The following is a 16,959-nucleotide window of genomic DNA, read 5'->3' on the forward strand; positions in this document are numbered from 1 at the left end:
AATGTTTTCACTCACTAATCAAAATGGAGAGGGAAATGGAATTTAATATTGTTGTAGAGCCTGCATCCACATGGTCTTCCGATGCGGTTATTTTTTTCGCGTTTAAGGATGCAGAGGATTTTCTGCCGGGATTTTCCCGCTGGATGGCAACAGAAGCAGACTGGGTTGCCGGTTCTCCGGGCCTTCAGGATTTCACGGGAGCACTTGGCAGTACAACGGTTATTTACGGTTCTTCCACTTCAATCCCGCGGGTTGTGCTTGTAGGACTTGGAGATAAGAATGAATTTGGAGTTGAGCAGTTCTGTCAGGCTGTTTCCTCAGTATTCTGCAAATGCCGTGAGCTGAAATTTCGAATTGTCGGAGCTCCGCTGGTAGCATTTGAAGGCATTGTCCTTGAGGATATGCATGAACATTTCGTAGTTGCGGCAATGAGCGGTCTTTATGCGTATGACGAGTTTAAAAGTAAAAAAGAAGAAAATGGAACACTTCCTAAAACAGTCAGGCTGCTGACAGACGTTGAGCCTCTTGATACGTTTGTTGAAACTATTCATAAAGGTCAGGCTGTCGGAGCGGCTGTTTCCTATGCCCGCGATTTAGTAAATTCTCCTCCTAATATTGCAAATCCGGTGTTTCTGGCCGAAGAAGCAAAGAAACTTGCAAAAAAATACGATTTTAAATTCAAGGCACTGAAACGCAAAGAGATTATTGATAAAGGAATGGGGGCATATGCTTCTGTATTTAAGGGAAGCGTAGACGAACCGCGGCTTATTACTCTTGAGTATTGTCCTAAAGGCCGAGAAGGGGACAAGCCTTTGGTCTTGATAGGTAAAGGCGTTACTTTTGATACCGGAGGGATTTCTCTTAAGCCTACAGGGCATATTGAGGATATGAAGTGTGATATGGCAGGCGCTGCGGCAATACTCGGATTTTTCAAAGCACTTGGAGAACTCAATCCTGATTTGCCTGTAGTCGGCATACTTCCTTGCGCTGATAATATGCCTGATGGCTTGGCAACCCGTCCCGGTGAGGTTGTGACTTCGCTTTCCGGTAAGACTATCGAAATTTTAAATACTGATGCCGAGGGCCGTCTTTTGCTTTGTGATGCCTTGGCGTATTCAAAACAGTTCGAGCCGGCGGCTATAATTGATCTCGCCACTCTCACAGGCGGGTGCATAGTTGCTTTCGGCTGGAGCGTTGCTGCTGTGATGGATAATTCTCCTAAACTTGAAAATCTTATTATTGAATCAGGCATGAGAGTCGGTGAAAGATTCTGGCCTATGCCGCTTTGGGATATTTATAAAGAAGAGCTTAAGAGTGATGTGGCAGATCTTAAAAATGTCGGATCACGCGAAGGAATGACTATTCATGCCGGAATGTTTTTGAAAGAGTTTGTGCCTGAAAATGTACCTTGGGCCCATCTTGATATTGCCGGACCTGCTTGGCGGCAGAAAAAAACAGCAACACTGACTGCCGGCGGAACAGGATTCGGAGTTAGAACTTTAATCGAACTTCTTTCTCAAATAGATTTGGAAGATATTTAACAAAAAAAGCTCCTCAAGTTTACTTGAGGAGCTTTTTAATATTTTATGCATAGGTTACAGCTAAACGCTTTCTTCAGCAAAAATTGTTTTAATCTGTTCTAACGGGCGATTGCTTCCGATCAAAAATTGCAACAGCAGAGTGGCCTTAAGCGCAGAAAGTCCTCCGGCTGTAATCACTCCTTTCTGTTTTAAATACGCAGCTCCGCCGGGGTATGCATAGATGGGCCATACTCCGCCTTCAACACATCTTGTACAGAGAACTACGATAACTCCGGCCGCAATGCATTTTTCAACGCCTGAGACCAGTCCCGGAGGAGTGTTGCCTGCCCCGAATCCTTCAAGCACGATTCCTTTTACACCTGTTTCCAATAATTTTTCCAAAATTATTGAATTCATCCCCGGATGACAGCCGACCAGATGAACATTTGAATTCACACCTGTGATCGGGAAAGAGAAACGCGGCCTTCTGTGGGAGTCTGCTCTTGTCAGAATAACTGATTCTCCGGATATAAACCCTATTCTGCCTGTATTTTGACCTATAAACGGGTCAACATTCAGGGAACTGGATTTGATGGCGTTCTTGGCTGCAAAAAGTTTGTCGGCCATTTGAAGGATAACGTCTGCTCCTTTCGGCGGTGGCAGCAGGCATACTCTGACTGCGTCCATCAGATTGCGTATCCCGTCATACCCTGATTCGTTGAAGTAGCGCATGGCTCCGGTCAGAATTACCGGTTTCGGGGAGTTCACGGATATGTCGAGCGCGTATGCTGTTTCAGCCATAAGGTCTGTACCATGCAGAATAACTGCGCCGAGAACCTGATCTTCAGCAAGATATGAATCAACGTCGTGAGCCAGTTTAAGCATCATTTCAGGGGACATGTGCGGGCTTGGAACATCCGACCAAAGCACCGGACGGATCGTGATGTCTTTATCGTCAGGAGTAATTTCTGAAATCAGTTTGGTGAAGTTTCCACCCGGAACAACCCCTCCGGCCTCAGGTTCTTCACTCATTCCGATTGTGCCGCCGGTGAATATGAGGACAACTTCGCCTGAAATATTATTTTTGGACATTTTTAGCTCCAAAGAAAGGATTGTTATCTATTTAAGCAAGTCAGGTAGCGCAGGATGTCTCGCTTGGCAATAGATGCTTATTTCATATAAAAAAACCTCTCAGACCGATTGCCTGAGAGGTTTTTTAAAGATTCAATTTTAAGCTGACTATTTCTTTTTAAGCTCTTTACCGCGTGCCATGTGGCGTTTAGCGATGGAAAGCTCAGATTTGCGCAGTCTGATTGACTCAGGTGTGACTTCTACCAATTCATCATCGGTGATGAAATGCATAGCTCTTTCAAGAGTCATAGGTCTGCATGGTGTAAGAGTTACAGCTTCATCTTTACCGGATGCGCGCATGTTGGAGAGCTTCTTTTCTTTGGTAGGATTGATATTAATATCAGTATCCTTGTTGTGCTCACCTACAATCATTCCTTCGTATACTGGATCACCAGGTCTAACGAACATTTCACCGCGAGGTTCAAGGTTGAAGATTGCGTAAGCAACAGCTTTACCGGCGCGGTCAGAAACAAGAGAACCTGTGTAACGTGAAGGGAAATCACCTCTGTAGTCGGAGTATCCGGCGAACAGAGTGTTCATGATTCCAGTTCCCTTGGTGTCGGTCAGGAACTCATCACGGTAACCGATGAGTGAGCGTGATGGTGCTGAAAATTCCATGCGGACACGACCTTTACCGTTGTTAACGAGATTGGCCATTTGTGCTTTTCTGGAAGAAAGTTTTTCAGTAACTACGCCCATGAATGCATCTTCACAGTCGATGAAAACCTGTTCCATAGGTTCAAGTTTCTTGCCGTTTTCTGTTTTGAAGATAACTTCAGGTCTTCCAACGGTAAGCTCAAAACCTTCACGGCGCATAGTTTCAATAAGGATAGCTAACTGGAATTCTCCGCGTCCTTTAACTATGAAACTGTCTCTGTATTCGCTTTCTTCAATTTTGACAGCAACGTTCAGCAGTGTTTCTTTTTCGAGTCTTTCACGAATTTTAGAAGACTGAACGAGTTTGCCTTCGAGTCCGGCCATTGGAGAAGTGTTGATTCCGAAGCGCATGGATACAGTCGGTTCATCAACTGTGATTCTTGGAAGAGCTTTAGGAGCTTCTCTGGTACAGATAGTGTCACCGATAGTAATCGCTTCAATACCTGAAACAACAACAATATCACCGGGATGGGCAATATCTGTTTCAGCGAAAGTAAGTCCGACGTATGTCTGTACTTTGGTAAGTTTCAGCGGAACGGTCTGGCCATGCTCGTTCATGCAGGCAAGTGGTACGTTTTGCTCAGTGGAACCATGGATTACTTTACCGATTGCAAGACGTCCGAGGTAGTCTGAGTAACCGAGGTCGGAGACAAGCATCTGGAAAGGTTCGTCTTCATCGTAGGAAGGTCCGGGGATATGCGATACAACCATGTCCATGAGAGGATGAAGGTTTTCACCTTTTTCTTCAAGAGTATGCTGAGCGATACCGTCTCTGCCGATTGCGTACATAACAGGAAATTCAAGTTGTTCTTCGTTAGCGTCAAGGTCGATGAACAGGTCGTATACTTCGTCAAGAACTTCAGTAGGGCGAGCATCACCGCGGTCAATTTTGTTGACAACAACGATGACTTTAAGGCCGGCTTCTAGAGCTTTTTTCAATACGAATCTTGTCTGCGGAAGCGGTCCTTCGGAAGCATCAACTAAAAGGATTGCTCCGTCAGCCATGCTCAAAGAACGTTCAACTTCACCGCCGAAGTCGGCATGGCCGGGGGTATCGATGATGTTGATTTTTGTTCCTTTCCAGTTAACAGCACAGTTTTTAGCTGCGATGGTAATCCCGCGTTCACGTTCAAGGTCCATGCTGTCCATGACTCTGTCATCAACAAGCTGGCCTTCGCGGAAAAGTCCGCTCTGCTTGAACATTCCGTCAACCAAGGTTGTTTTACCATGGTCAACGTGGGCTATAATAGCGATATTTCTAATATGATCGTTAGTAGTTTTTTTCACGGATTCCTCCGGCACATTACTGCCGCAAGCTTAGTTACCCGGAGCGGGTTACAATGCTAAAAAAGGATGCGGAAGGTCTGTTGTCGGTTTTTTTATAGAGTTGGTTAGATAAGGGATGGTTAGTTAGAGTATATTGCCACGCGTGGCAAGCAAAAAAAAGGCTAAATTTGTGACATATGTGTAACATCTTGATTTTATGTTTAATTAAACGCAAAGTATTGAGTATAAAATTGAAGAAATTTAGATTCTGTATTGCTTTCTTGCACCCGTAGAGCTTTTACTTTATGAAGACCCTTAAATTGAAGGAGCTCTTATGCCTGAGAAAGATTTACGAGTTGAATTGTTAACTATGACCCCTAATGCCCTTGAACTTATCTATGCTTCGTTCAGGCAGTGCTATTATGCCGGTTTTACAGCGGACATGTGGCCGCGGCTTATAAGCGGAGATATAGAAAAGGAAAAGCAGGATGCCTTTGTTTCCAAAATTCTTGAATCAGGACACGACAGCCCCATTGAGCATGTCAGCTTTACGTTTGCTGTAGAGGGGATTTCCAGAGCCTGTTCTCATCAGATCGTACGGCATCGCATTGCGTCCTATTCGCAGCAGAGCCAGCGTTATGTTGCTGAGAATGATATGGATTACATCATCCCTCCGGCAATTAAAAAGATTCCTGAAGCACGTGAACGTTTTGAAAAATTTATGGAAGAAGTGGGATCAGCATACAAAGATTTGCGCGAAATTCTTGTTGCTGCCGGGCGCGAGAGTAAAGCGAACGAGGATGCCAGATTTGTGCTGCCGCAGGCCGCGGAAACAAAGATAGTGATAACTATGAACTGTCGCTCGCTCATGCACTTTTTCAACTTGCGTTGCTGTCAACGCGCACAATGGGAAGTCCGCATCCTGGCAGATAAAATGCTGAAGCTTTGTAAGGAAAGTCTGCCGGCAATTTTCCGCAACGGCGGGGCCAGATGTGAGCAGCTGGGGTATTGCCCTGAAGCTGAAAGATTTGCATGCGGTAAATATCCCACCTTGAAAGAGCTGACTGAAAGGAAGTAGTTACTACATTATATATAGCATGCCCAAAAAATGGGTCTTATCGCTCATAATTAAACCTGTCCGGATTTCCTGGCAGGTTTTTTGTTTTTTTATGCGGCAAACGTGACCGAAATTGGTTTCAAAATATTTTAACTTTAATCTCGGGCAAAATATTCTAGCCTCAACAGGGTTATTTTCTTAAATGCGAATTATTTTTATTAATTTTTAATTTTAAATTTAAAATTCTTTATTATGATACGTTATAAGTAATAAAACGTGTTTTAGGAGTTTTTTTAGCAATTTTGTTATATAAAGTTGCAATTTTGTAGTTTCTAATCCCACCTTATTAGTCTGTATTTTTAGCATAATTTTTATTAAAAATAATTATGATGTGGATAGAATTTTCTTTAGAGTTCGTTTTTGAAAATAAATAGCAGTATTATCCGTTGGTTTATACGCCCTAAGCGATGTCAAGTATATATTAATCCAATTAAATTGGTATATTATTAAATGTTCTAAATTTAAAAGACTGCAAGCCCTTTGTTTTACTGGGCTCAGCTAAGTGTTATTTAAACTGTATTTTTTATAAGATGTTACGTTTTTGGATATTATTTTTTAATAATTAAGTTATATTAGTATGTTAAATAGGTTGTTTTTGTTTTTTGTGCTAAAGTACAAATTTATTATAATGAGTAGAAATTTTACTGACAGCGAGAGAAAGTGCGAAATTTTATGAAAAATAGAGATAATTTTAAATTAATCTGTGGAAAAAGTTTTCCACAGATGTTTAAAAAAATGATATTGACACTCGTCAGGCCAAGAAACATGCAGGTTTATACGGTTGCAAAGATCTGGCTATAAATGCTTGTAAAGTAAAAAATCTTTTATAAATTAATACGTTAAGTTGTAGAAAAAGATAGGATCAACATCGGGAGCTCAGTGGTATATTACGAGTTGATGTAATGTTGTCCTTTGACTTAGTTATCGCTCCATGATGACAGACAGCTGGAACAAAATTTTAAAATTTCTTGAGAAAGGGCTTAACCCCGGTCTATTCAAAGTTTGGATCAAACCTTTGAAGGCTGAAGTTAGCAATAACTCCATTAAGCTATATGCTCCTAATGAGTTTGTTGCTGCGTGGGTTAGAGACCGACTTTTAGACAATATTACCGAGGCAGGGACCCAGGTTCTTGGCGCTCGTCCAAAGGTTGAAGTTGGTGTTAACAAGGTTGCTGATAAGCCTGCCGGTTTAGTGCGCCCTAAAAGCCCGCAACAGGTGCAAACAAGCATGGGGCTTCCCATGATGCGCCCGTCGATAACTGCGAGAGTTCCGCGCTGGCGTTTTTCGTTCGATGACTTTGTCGTTGGAGATTCAAACCAGCTGGCATGTGCCGCATCGAAAAGCCTTTGCGATAATTCTCTGCCTGGAGATCAGCTGTTCCTGAGCTCAACTCCCGGGCTTGGAAAAACTCATTTACTGCACTCGATCGGTCAGGGGCTATGTGCTACCAGTAATAAGCAGCATGTTTCCATTGCCTGCCTTACAGCTGAAGAATTTGCCAATAGAATGGTCATGGCTCTAAAGGCCGGCGAAATATCAAGGTTCAAATCCGAATTCAGAGATAATGTTGATTGTCTTCTTCTTGAGGATGTTCATTTTTTTCAAGGCAAGCACAAGATGCAGGATGAGATTCTTGAAACTTTGAAATGCTTGCAGCTCCGCGGCTCAAAAGTTGTTATGACAAGTTCTTTTCTACCTCGCGAACTTGAAAAAGTTGATCCGCAGTTGGTATCCAGATTTTGCTCAGGCCTTTTAGCTGTTATCGCTACTCCTGATTTTGAGACTAGAAAACGCATTGTGCAGAGCAAAGCTATCCGGCTTGGTACTCAGGTGCCTGATTCTATATCAGAACTGCTGGCAGACCGTATTACAACGGATGTGAGACAGCTTGAAAGTTGTCTGCAGAACCTTGTTCTCAAAGCAAGATTGCTCAATAGAAATCTGACACAGGAATTAGCTTGGCAGGTCCTTGAGAATTATTCCGTGGAAAATAAGAATCCAAGCTATGACTCAATTGTTGAGCATATCTGTCGTTCTTACGATATTTCCACTGATCAGCTTCGTTCCAAAAGCCGGAAACGTCAGGTTGTTCTGGCCAGGAATACAGCTTTCTTTCTTGCTCGCAAATATACCGAACTATCTTTGAAAGATATTGGCGAAAGGCTCGGCCGCAGACATTCAACCGTGATTAAAGGGATTACTAATGTTGAACGGGAAATTTCTTTGCAAACACCTCTTGGCAGGCAGTTGCAGGATACCGTTGCCCGCTTAACTCCATAGTCATACTTGCCCGTTTTTTATTTTAAGGATATTCATTGCATCCGGAGTTGATTTGTCGTAAGACCAGCCCCCTTGTTTTAAACTGAAACGAAACTTTCAGGGGTAGGAAATGAATTCCGATTTGTGGCATTCGATTAAGAAAAAATTAAAGGTCCGCATTAATCCCGTTCTGGTTAAGGTTTGGGTTGATCCCCTTTCCGCCAGATATGAAGATGGTGTAGTCCAAATCACTGCGCCTAATGAATTTGTAATGAATTGGGTACAAGAACATCTTTTAGGAACTATAAAAGATGCGGCTCAGGAAGTGCTTTCCACCGAAGTGGGGGTGACTATAGCTCTTCAGGATAATGCGCTAGGTGAGCTGAAAGATTCTGAATTCATTACGGATGTTACAGCATATTACGCTGTGGAAGATATCTTGAAAAGTATCAATCGAATGAAAGATATTGTTCATACTCGGTACGGAATAAGTCCTATTGAATTTTCCGGTCTGACTGAGAAAAAATCTTTACCTGAGATTAAACTTGAAGATCAATCATTTGATTCTATTCTTGACGCTGTTTTGGAAGCTTTTGCAGTAAATTTCAGAGAGATAATGGAGCAGGAAACTGACCATGCAACTCTTGCCAGACGGGCTTTGTACTATCTTTGTTTCAGATATGGCATTCCGCCTGAAGAAGTAGCTTTGAATATGGATTGTACTGTTTCAGATGTTAAATTCGGCGCAGCTGAACTTGAAGAAGAAATAGAGTTTGCAATTGATAACGGTGATAATTTGGATGAGCTTCTGTTGAGGCTTTTCAAAAAAGATTAATATTTTATGCATGTTGAAATGACATTTAAAAGGTCTGACTATTTTTAGTCAGACCTTTTTTCGTTTTAGGTAAGGAGCTTAAAGGCCGCTTTTGATAACCATATCCGTAATCGGACCTCGTGATTTTTCACCTTTAAGAACCATATGCGCGTATTCTTTATTGTTTTTAAGTTTTTTAACCACCCAGTTAAGTCCGTTATTGCTCTCATTTAGGTAGGGATTATCAACCTGCCGGGTATCGCCGAGGCACAAACATTTAACACCTTCCCCCATACGCGTAAGCATGGCGCGTACTTCTGCACGGGACATATTCTGCATTTCATCGATTATTACAACACAGTTGTCCAGATTCATGCCCCTAATATAGGCTATGGGCAGAATTTCAAATTTCTTCTGATTAAAGCGGTACTGATCAGAATCGTTATCTATGAAAATTCTGTTTGCCGGTCGCTGTTCGTGCAATTTTACCGCTAAATCTTTTATGTATCGTGTGTAAGGTTGCATTTTTTCTTCAACATTACCGGGCAGGAATCCCATTTTCGAACCGATTTCCCAGATGGGTTTCACCAGATAAACTTTTTCATATGGGTTATCTTTTTTTTCAAGAGCTAAGTATAAAGCGGAGGCCAGAGCCAGAAACGTTTTTCCGTATCCGGCTTCTGACTGAATAGAGACAAGATTTATGTCATTGTTAAGCATCAGTTCAAGAGCAAGGTTTTGATAAATATTTCTAGGTTTAACCCCCCAGACATTGTGAGTGTATGAGATCTGCTTACTTCCGCCTGCTCCATAGAAAACAGGTGTACCGTGCTCCCAGCGAAAGCAGTTGGCAATGGGGTCTTCACCTTCTTCAATAAATCCGGTGTAAAGTTGAGAGTCAGAACGGAAGGGATTGGAATCTTTGTATCCTTCACATTTCAGGTTGTATAAACCGGCTTTGATTTGAAGGATGCGATCATTCGTTACAAGAATAGGCTCTTCAATTTCACTGTGGAATGTTTCTTTGAGTATGCGGTCATCAGCTGTGGCATCTGTGAGCGTTTCCGCAAATTCGGGCCTGAAGATTGTGAGAAGCTCGTCGTTTAGAATTAATTGAATTGCCTGCGTTACAATGTGTCCGACACGCTGGTCCCGTTTAAGTTTGTCCAGTTCAGTCAGTACGGTGTACGGGATGTGGATTTTGTTTTCCACGCCGTTCCTGAGAGTTGCAATACATTTAGGATTTTCAATAAGCACATTTGTGTCTAATACAAAGTTCTTCTGTCCCATAAGACCTCAACTCGGTTGTAGTTTTTTCAAATAAAAAAAGGCGATTCTAAAGAATCGCCCAAAAAAATAACTTCAATGTGATCCGTGAAGTACAACTGGAAGTGCTGCATAATTCCACTGCTGTTTTGCTTTCATGATGCAAGAGTACAGGTAATATTACTTAAAGTAGCTCCGATAATGTAACAAACTGGTTACTGTTATGATAACAAATCCGGCTGCAGGATGGAAGGATTGATAAGTACCGTGCCGGATAAAATATAACGATTAATCGGTCAGGACGTTCTGATAATTTCAACAAGCTCGCCGGCTTCGAGTATTTCTGAATCCGGTGGAATTGTTATGATGCCGTTTGCACAGCACATTAGTTTCCTTGTTGATATTGTGCGGCTGTCCAGCGGGCTGGCTTTAATGAGTCCTTTTTTTTCGGTAATCCGGCAGGGAATAAACTTTTCGCGCCCTTTGGCTCCTTTTACAGGAATTTCCAGTATGGCAAAAGTTGTGTCGATGATACCCGGTAATCCTAAAAGGATATTGAGGGTAGGCTTTACAATAGTATGGAAAGCTAATTGAACAGCAGTTGGCGGGCCCGGAAGCCCTAGAACAGTAGTATTTCCCAGCTTAAATGCAAATATTGATTTAGCCGGATGCATCGAAAGTCCTTTGAAGAGCGGGGTTCCTCCAGCATTTTTTATTGAACTAAATACAAAATCTCTATTCCCCGGTCCTGTTCCGCCTGTGGTGATGATCAGGTCGGAGTCGCAGTTTTTTTCGACAGCTTTAGCAATGGCTTCAGGTGAATTTTCACAGGTAGAGATGGCAACCTCTGCTGTGCCGCAGCCTTCGCATAGTCCTTTCATTAAAAGCAGGTTGTCGGCAGGTATCAAACCTTCGGGGCCTGTTTCTGACGGGCTGCAAAGCTCATTGCCTACTGCTAATACGGAGGCTTCAGGGACTTTGCGAACGCGGATATGATGTTTTCCTGCGTAGGCAAGAAGGGCCGCAGTGCAGGCTGAAATCTTTGTATTTTCAGTTACGATATTTTCTCCACGCAAAATGTCGGAACCTGCGGGGCGAATGAAAGATCCTATCTGGATTGGCGAAGGCAGTGAAATTGTATTATCTAAAATTTTAACCTGTTCAAATGGAATAACGCAGTCACATCCTTTAGGAATTATTCCTCCGGTCAGTATTTTAATCGCGCTGTTTTTTTGATTTTTTTCAGATCTGGCTGATGACGGTCTTATTTCACCTGAAACTGTGAAAACGGTAGGATTTTTCACTGTTGCTGAAGATGTCTCGGCCGCTGTGAGTGCGAAGCCGTCCATGGCAGATCTGTCCTGTTCAGGGATAGATGTTTCGGAGTAAATGGTTTGAGTCGCAACGCGTCCGCAACAATTTGCCACAGGGATAGTTTCTTCGGCAACTTGCGCGATCTCTCTCTGTAAAATTTTTAAACATTCCATCCGGGTGATATTCTGAGGAAATGTTGTTTCTTTTTCTAAATCATGTCGCATTTAACTGCTCTCTCACATGCTTTGCTGAGTTCTTCCGGCGTGTTTATATTGATAAATGATTCGAGATCTTGATCGTGCTGCTGGAGAATTTCGACGTTTACAGCATGAACTTTTACTTCCGGGAAGAATCTTATGATTTGCAAAATTCCGTTATCAAGATTTCTTTCAATAAATGGCAGACAACGCTTAGAATATACTGCACAAAGCGGTTCGTAGCGCTTGTTTTTGCGTATGGGGATCAGTACGTCATCAGATGGAGACAGCAGTGAAATCAGTTTTGTTACGAGGCCTTTATTCACGAAAGGTGAGTCACAGGCCGTAATGAAAACGTGCTCCGTTTCAGCGTGGCTTAATGCTGCATGCACTCCGGTGAGAGAACTGCGCTGCTGATAAATATCGCCGACTAGTCTGGCATTTAAATTCGGATGATTTTCAGGAGTTCTGGTAATGACAAAAATTTCGCTGAAAACTCCCGATAACTGGCGGATGATTCTGCTGACTATTTTTTCACCGGAAATTTCAAGGCATGATTTGTCAGTGTGCCCCATGCGGCTTCCTTCGCCGCCGGCTAAAATAGCTGCGCTTATTTTATTCTCTGTAGGTAACTTTTTCGAGGGCATAAATAATATTGGGGTCATATAAGTATGACTCTTTGTATAGGGCTTTCAATGCATCGACTGTTGTCATGCACTTTTTTCCGGGCCGGATCATTGTCATTGCCACAAAAGAGTCTACAGCACCACACAGTTTTCCAAGCCATGAAATATTTTCGCTGGTAACTCCGCGCGGGTAGCCTGATCCGTCCATTCGTTCATGATGTTCAAGGATCGCTCTGAGTGATGTATTCGTGAGAGATTGAGTAATACTGAGAACTTCAACAGAGCTGACAGGGTGATTACGTATGCGTTTTTGTTCGTCTACGCTAAGTGAAAATTCTTTACCAAGTACGAAGTCAGGTAGACAGCACATTCCTACATCACATAGAAACAAAGCTATGAGTGATTCCATGAAAGAATTAAAGTCCGGTTTACCTTCTCTGCCATGCAGACATATTCCAGCACCTATGATTCCATTTGAAATTGATTTGTTGGTAAGTGAGTGCTGTTTATCTAAAAGCGGGATCATGTACCAGATAATATCGGGATTGTTGTGTACCAGTTCACCTGCAGCGTGCAGAGTTGAATAAAAATGTTGAAAGTTCTTTTTGAGGGAGTCTTTGAATAATTTATTGGAAGCCTCTTTGAGTGCTTCAACAATAATCATTGCCATGTCTTCATCCGGAATAGAATGAGCCATGTCGGAAATTACTGTTTCTAAATTGGCACAAAAATAAGGGCGGCAATCAGCAATATCGGAGCTTTTTATGAAAATAAGATCTTTGTCGCACTCTTTAAATATTATTTTTTTATCTGTACTTACAATTGTTTTTCCCGGAGTTGTTGCCGCAGAAAATGTTCCTGTTTGCGGATTCATCCTGTACAAGCAAAAGGGAAGTCCTGATTTAGGTAGGAATTTGAAAATGTCACTTGATATTGAACAGTAGCATTCTTCTACCATCTGGTCTTTTTTCGCCATATCCATAATGCGGGCTCACTTTGATTGAATACAGATTGCTAAGGAATATTTTGTCTGTTTCCCAGCTTTATAATTATTAAATCTATTATCATCAAAAATGAGTCAAGAGCAATGGCTCATATTCGGCAATAAAAATCAAGTAATTATTTGTTTATCGTGTTATTATATTTTCCGAAGTTCGCTATCTATCCCAATTAAGAACTTGAAAACGGGTTTAATTATGTCATTTGAGTGAAAAAAAGTTACAGTTGAATAGCTGAGAACCTTATTTGGGAAATATATTATCATATGCAGCTTGCGAATTTATCGGTTATGGGGTTAATTTTTAAAATATGTCGATCATAAATGTATTTTAAAGTTTTTTTTTAATTTTTCCACTATTCTAGCAGCAAAGCGTGCGTTCAATTCTTGCAATGACCACCGTACTCTGACTATATTCATTTTCTGCAAGGATTAAATGATCAATTTTAAACAGGATGAGTTAAAACTTCAGCAGAAACAAGTTTTGCCACCGTATCATTTTCCTCAGGAAACGCACATCCCTCCTTATTAAATTTAAAGGGGGTTCGGGAGAAAGTTTGGATAGTCTTTTCACTCCATCATCAATTGCCGTTGTGGGCGCTTCGGCTGTTTCCGGTAAAATCGGAAATACGATTCTTACTAATCTTCAAAGTGCAGGGTACAAGGGTGAGCTGTTTCCGGTGAACTCCCGCGGGGGGACAATAGGCGGCCTGAAAGTCTATAAAAGTATATCCGAAATTGATCACCCTGTAGATTTAGCCGTAATAGCTGTTCCACGCGACGCTGTACTGTGCGCATTAAATGATCTGATTAAAATAGGAGTCCGCTCGGTTGCGGTTCTTTCAGCCGGGTTTCGTGAAGTAGGTCGCGACGGGTGGCTGCTTGAAAAACAAATTTCAGAACTTGCAGAAAAAAACAGTATTTATTTGCTTGGACCGAATTGTCTGGGATTTATTAATACTTCAGCAGGCATAAATGCTTCCTTTGCCTCCGGTACTCCGTTGACAGGAACAACCGCGTTTTTTTCGCAATCCGGCGCATTATGTGTAGCTGTTATTGATTGGGCTTTGGCGAACGGAGTCGGTTTTTCAAAATTTGTGAGTCTTGGTAACAAGTCTGTTATAAATGAATCCTCAATGATTGAATATCTGGGCAATGATCCTGAAACCAAAGTAATTCTGGGCTACGTGGAAAACATTACTGACGGGCGTAATTTCATGGCGCAAGCCGTTAAGGTTTCCATGAAAAAGCCTATCATTATGATGAAATCAGGAACAACCGCTGCCGGAGCCAGAGCCGCATCGTCACACACCGGAGCTATTTCCGGTTCGGATCAGGCATGCGACGCGGCATTTCATCAGGCAGGGATTATCAGAGTTGATAGACTGGAAGAGCTGTTTAAGCTGGCTAACGCGTTTTCGTGTCAGGAGTTACCACTGGGGCCGAATTTAGGTATAATCACAAATGCAGGCGGCCCCGGAATTCTCGCAGCTGATGCGTGCGGAGAATCCAGTCTGCGCATGCCTTCTTTTTCTTTATCTACCATTGCGGAATTGCAACCCATGCTGCCCGGGTACGCTTCAATTTATAATCCGGTTGATTTGTTACGGGAAGCTGATGCGGCGCGCTATTGCAAAGCTATAAAACTTATCGGTCTTGATCCTCTTATTAACAGTGTGCTGGTCATTGTTTCGCCTTCAGATAAGATGAATTTAACCGAAGTCGCTGAAACTATTGCGGCTTGTGCTTCTGAAATAAGTAAGCCTGTTTTTTGCTGCCTAATGGGCCGCAAGAACAGTGAAGCGGCAAGAAGTATTTTTTCCGAAGCAGGGGTCCCTGTTTACGACTTTCCGAAGCAGGCTGTCAGGGCTATGGACAGCATGTATAAATATGCGATCTGGAAAGGGCGGGCTTCACGTACTTTTGAAACACCTGACCGCGATTATGACGCAGCAAAAGAGATTATTGATTCAGCATTACGTTCAGGCCGTTCGGAACTTGTGGAATTTCAGGCTCGTGACATTGTTACGGCTTATGGATTGCCGAGTCCTGACTCTGACCTGGCCCGTTCAGGAGATGAAGCTGCAACCCTCGCTAAAAGATTGGGATTTCCGGTAGTTCTCAAGATTGCCTCTCCGGACATTCCATATAAGTCTGATGTAAACGGAGTCTGGCTTAATCTCAATACCGAGGAAGAAGTCCGTAATGCTTTCTGGAAGATAACGGCTGAAGCTCAGCGTCTTAAGCCGGATGCGTACATTGCGGGGTGTCTGGTTCAGCAGATGGCCTCAAAAGATGCCCGTGAAATAATAATAGGTTTTCGCAGAGATGACCAGTTCGGACCGCTGTTGATGTTTGGACTTGGTGGTGTTTACGTTGAGGTTTTAAAAGATATTTCGTACCGCCTCGCACCTCTTTCTGTTGAAGATGCAGCTGAAATGGTACGGGAAATCCGTTCTTATATGTTGCTTAAAGGCGTCAGAGGCGGCGAGCCGGCCGACTTTGATGCTATAACAGATGTTTTGATAAGAATGTCTTGTCTGGCTGATGATTTTCCTGAAATATATGAAGCTGAATTTAATCCTGTACTTGTAAGTTCTGACGAAGCGTTGGTTGCGGATGCTCACATGACAATAGTCAAACTTTCATCCGGCAGTAAAGAATCAGGTTTGAATATAGATGACGACCTTTCAAAGGAGGCATAAATGGTAGGTATTTATATAGGTTCTACAACCGGATACTCGGGTAAGAATCTTTTGGCCATGTCTTTAGGATTGAAGTTCCGCAGCAGTGGCTTCAATGTTGGCTATATGAAGCCTGTAGGGGCTGTTCCGCATATGGACGGAAACAGGCCGGGAGATGCCGATGCCGCCTTTATTCAGGAAGTGCTTGGACTTGAGCAGGACCCTGAAAAAGTTACACCTGTACTGGTTACAAGAGATTTTACAATAAAAGCTTTTACTGAAGATCTTGGAGATTTGAAGCCTGCAATTGTAGAGTCATACAAGGAGCTCAGTCAGGGCAAAGATGTAATGATTATCGGCGGATCAGGAAGCTTTTTAAGTTCCGGAAATTATTGCGGAGTAAGCGGTCCTGATGTGGCCGGATCTCTCGGTGTAAAAACAATTCTGGTTGATCGCTATTCAAAGGAACTTAAGTACGACTATGTACTTCGTGTTCAAAGGGATCTCGGCGATGATTTTCTCGGTGTTGTCTTTAATGATGTGCCTGACCATTATATGGATGAACTTAAATCTCTGCTTATTCCTTTTCTTGAGAAAAAAGGAGTTAAGGTTCTGGGTATAATTCCGCGCGATCCTCTTATGGGAGCGATCAAAGTCAGCGATCTTGCAGAGCGTCTGTTCGGAAAAATTATTTCTGCGCATGCAAAAGCTGACAGAGTTGTTGAGAATTTTCTGATCGGAACCATGCAGGTCGAAAATTTCATTACTCATTTCAGACGGCATAAAAATTCAGCCGTAATTGTCGGTGGAGACAGGGCTGATGTGCAGCTTGTCGCTCTTGAAGGGAACTGTCCGTGCCTTATTCTAACTGGTAATCTTTATCCTAATGATATAATTTTAACCCGTTCTGAAGTTCTTGAAATTCCTGTTATTGTAGTGCGTGATGACACTTATTCGGTGGCAAAGAAAATGGAAGCAATTCAGGAAAGTTATAAGTTAAGGGACATGATTAAGATTAATCACGGAGCCAGCCTTGTTAATTCAGAACTGGATTACGACTATATTTTCGAAAAATTGGAATTATAAAAGCCTACCATTATAGTAGGAATA

12 protein-coding genes are annotated in these 16,959 nt (G+C 42.4%); 6 read left to right on the plus strand and 6 right to left on the minus strand.

The features are described from left to right. The first annotated feature begins 35 nt into the window (after window positions 1-35). Window positions 36-1,541 (plus strand): leucyl aminopeptidase, encoded by a 1,506-nt coding sequence (locus B9N78_RS09275; RefSeq protein ID WP_085101561.1) that lies wholly within the window; start codon window positions 36-38, stop codon window positions 1,539-1,541. A gap of 60 nt (window positions 1,542-1,601) precedes the next feature. Here B9N78_RS09275 and B9N78_RS09280 read toward each other — a convergent pair whose 3' ends face one another. Beyond that, window positions 1,602-2,612 carry an asparaginase gene (locus B9N78_RS09280; protein WP_085101562.1) on the minus strand — a complete coding sequence of 337 codons (1,011 nt, stop codon included), beginning with the start codon at window positions 2,610-2,612 and terminating at the stop codon, window positions 1,602-1,604. 147 nt (window positions 2,613-2,759) lie between these two features. Then, window positions 2,760-4,595, minus strand: coding sequence for a translational GTPase TypA (gene typA / locus B9N78_RS09285; RefSeq protein ID WP_085101563.1), 1,836 nt, complete (start codon window positions 4,593-4,595; stop codon window positions 2,760-2,762). A 313-nt stretch (window positions 4,596-4,908) separates the two neighbouring features. Here typA and thyX point away from each other — a divergent pair, with 313 nt between their 5' ends. From thyX to B9N78_RS09300, 3 genes are all read left to right on the plus strand, one after another. Beyond that, window positions 4,909-5,652, plus strand: a complete 744-nt coding sequence (thyX, locus tag B9N78_RS09290; RefSeq protein ID WP_085101564.1) for an FAD-dependent thymidylate synthase — start codon at window positions 4,909-4,911, stop codon at window positions 5,650-5,652. 970 nt (window positions 5,653-6,622) lie between these two features. Beyond that, a complete protein-coding gene (locus tag B9N78_RS09295; RefSeq protein ID WP_085101575.1) occupies window positions 6,623-7,972 on the plus strand; it encodes a chromosomal replication initiator protein DnaA in 1,350 nt (449 codons plus the stop codon). 109 nt (window positions 7,973-8,081) lie between these two features. After that, on the plus strand, window positions 8,082-8,786 hold the full coding sequence (locus tag B9N78_RS09300; RefSeq protein ID WP_085101576.1) for a DnaA N-terminal domain-containing protein: 705 nt from the start codon (window positions 8,082-8,084) through the stop codon (window positions 8,784-8,786). A gap of 78 nt (window positions 8,787-8,864) precedes the next feature. On the opposite strand, the gene B9N78_RS09305 is transcribed toward B9N78_RS09300, so the two are convergent. The 4 genes from B9N78_RS09305 to B9N78_RS09320 form a co-directional block, all read right to left on the minus strand. Next, window positions 8,865-10,055: a PhoH family protein gene (locus B9N78_RS09305; protein WP_085101577.1), complete on the minus strand. Its 1,191-nt coding sequence runs from the start codon at window positions 10,053-10,055 to the stop codon at window positions 8,865-8,867. 272 nt (window positions 10,056-10,327) lie between these two features. After that, window positions 10,328-11,569, minus strand: a complete 1,242-nt coding sequence (locus B9N78_RS09310) for a molybdopterin molybdotransferase MoeA (RefSeq protein ID WP_085101578.1) — start codon at window positions 11,567-11,569, stop codon at window positions 10,328-10,330. Then, on the minus strand, window positions 11,554-12,207 hold the full coding sequence (mobA, locus tag B9N78_RS09315; RefSeq protein WP_085101579.1) for a molybdenum cofactor guanylyltransferase: 654 nt from the start codon (window positions 12,205-12,207) through the stop codon (window positions 11,554-11,556). The genes B9N78_RS09310 and mobA overlap by 16 nt, the downstream gene beginning before the upstream one ends. Then, window positions 12,158-13,144 carry an HD-GYP domain-containing protein gene (locus B9N78_RS09320; RefSeq protein WP_245805512.1) on the minus strand — a complete coding sequence of 329 codons (987 nt, stop codon included), beginning with the start codon at window positions 13,142-13,144 and terminating at the stop codon, window positions 12,158-12,160. Before B9N78_RS09320 ends, mobA begins: the two co-directional genes overlap by 50 nt. 578 nt (window positions 13,145-13,722) lie before the next feature. Between B9N78_RS09320 and B9N78_RS09325 the strand changes: the two genes are divergently transcribed. Together B9N78_RS09325 and B9N78_RS09330 are read left to right on the plus strand one after the other, a co-directional pair. Further along, the gene (locus B9N78_RS09325; RefSeq protein ID WP_085101581.1) at window positions 13,723-15,870 is read left to right on the plus strand and encodes an acetate--CoA ligase family protein; all 2,148 of its coding nucleotides are present in this window, start codon (window positions 13,723-13,725) and stop codon (window positions 15,868-15,870) included. After that, window positions 15,871-16,935 (plus strand): phosphotransacetylase family protein, encoded by a 1,065-nt coding sequence (locus tag B9N78_RS09330; protein ID WP_085101582.1) that lies wholly within the window; start codon window positions 15,871-15,873, stop codon window positions 16,933-16,935. Window positions 16,936-16,959 lie beyond the last annotated feature (24 nt).

The organism is Desulfovibrio gilichinskyi, assembly GCF_900177375.1.
In the GTDB taxonomy this organism is placed as follows: Bacteria; Desulfobacterota; Desulfovibrionia; order Desulfovibrionales; family Desulfovibrionaceae; genus Maridesulfovibrio; species Maridesulfovibrio gilichinskyi.

What these genes read in the sequence shown, in the direction of transcription:
- B9N78_RS09330 (WP_085101582.1), top strand. Translation starts at nt 15,871, where the DNA reads ATGGTAGGTATTTATATAGGTTCTACAACCGGATACTCGGGTAAGAAT.
- B9N78_RS09300 (WP_085101576.1), top strand. Translation starts at nt 8,082, where the DNA reads ATGAATTCCGATTTGTGGCATTCGATTAAGAAAAAATTAAAGGTCCGC.
- B9N78_RS09295 (WP_085101575.1), top strand. Translation starts at nt 6,623, where the DNA reads ATGATGACAGACAGCTGGAACAAAATTTTAAAATTTCTTGAGAAAGGG.
- B9N78_RS09280 (WP_085101562.1), bottom strand. Translation starts at nt 2,612, where the DNA reads ATGTCCAAAAATAATATTTCAGGCGAAGTTGTCCTCATATTCACCGGC.
- B9N78_RS09310 (WP_085101578.1), bottom strand. Translation starts at nt 11,569, where the DNA reads ATGCGACATGATTTAGAAAAAGAAACAACATTTCCTCAGAATATCACC.
- thyX (WP_085101564.1), top strand. Translation starts at nt 4,909, where the DNA reads ATGCCTGAGAAAGATTTACGAGTTGAATTGTTAACTATGACCCCTAAT.
- B9N78_RS09275 (WP_085101561.1), top strand. Translation starts at nt 36, where the DNA reads ATGGAATTTAATATTGTTGTAGAGCCTGCATCCACATGGTCTTCCGAT.
- B9N78_RS09305 (WP_085101577.1), bottom strand. Translation starts at nt 10,055, where the DNA reads ATGGGACAGAAGAACTTTGTATTAGACACAAATGTGCTTATTGAAAAT.
- mobA (WP_085101579.1), bottom strand. Translation starts at nt 12,207, where the DNA reads ATGACCCCAATATTATTTATGCCCTCGAAAAAGTTACCTACAGAGAAT.
- B9N78_RS09320 (WP_245805512.1), bottom strand. Translation starts at nt 13,144, where the DNA reads ATGGCGAAAAAAGACCAGATGGTAGAAGAATGCTACTGTTCAATATCA.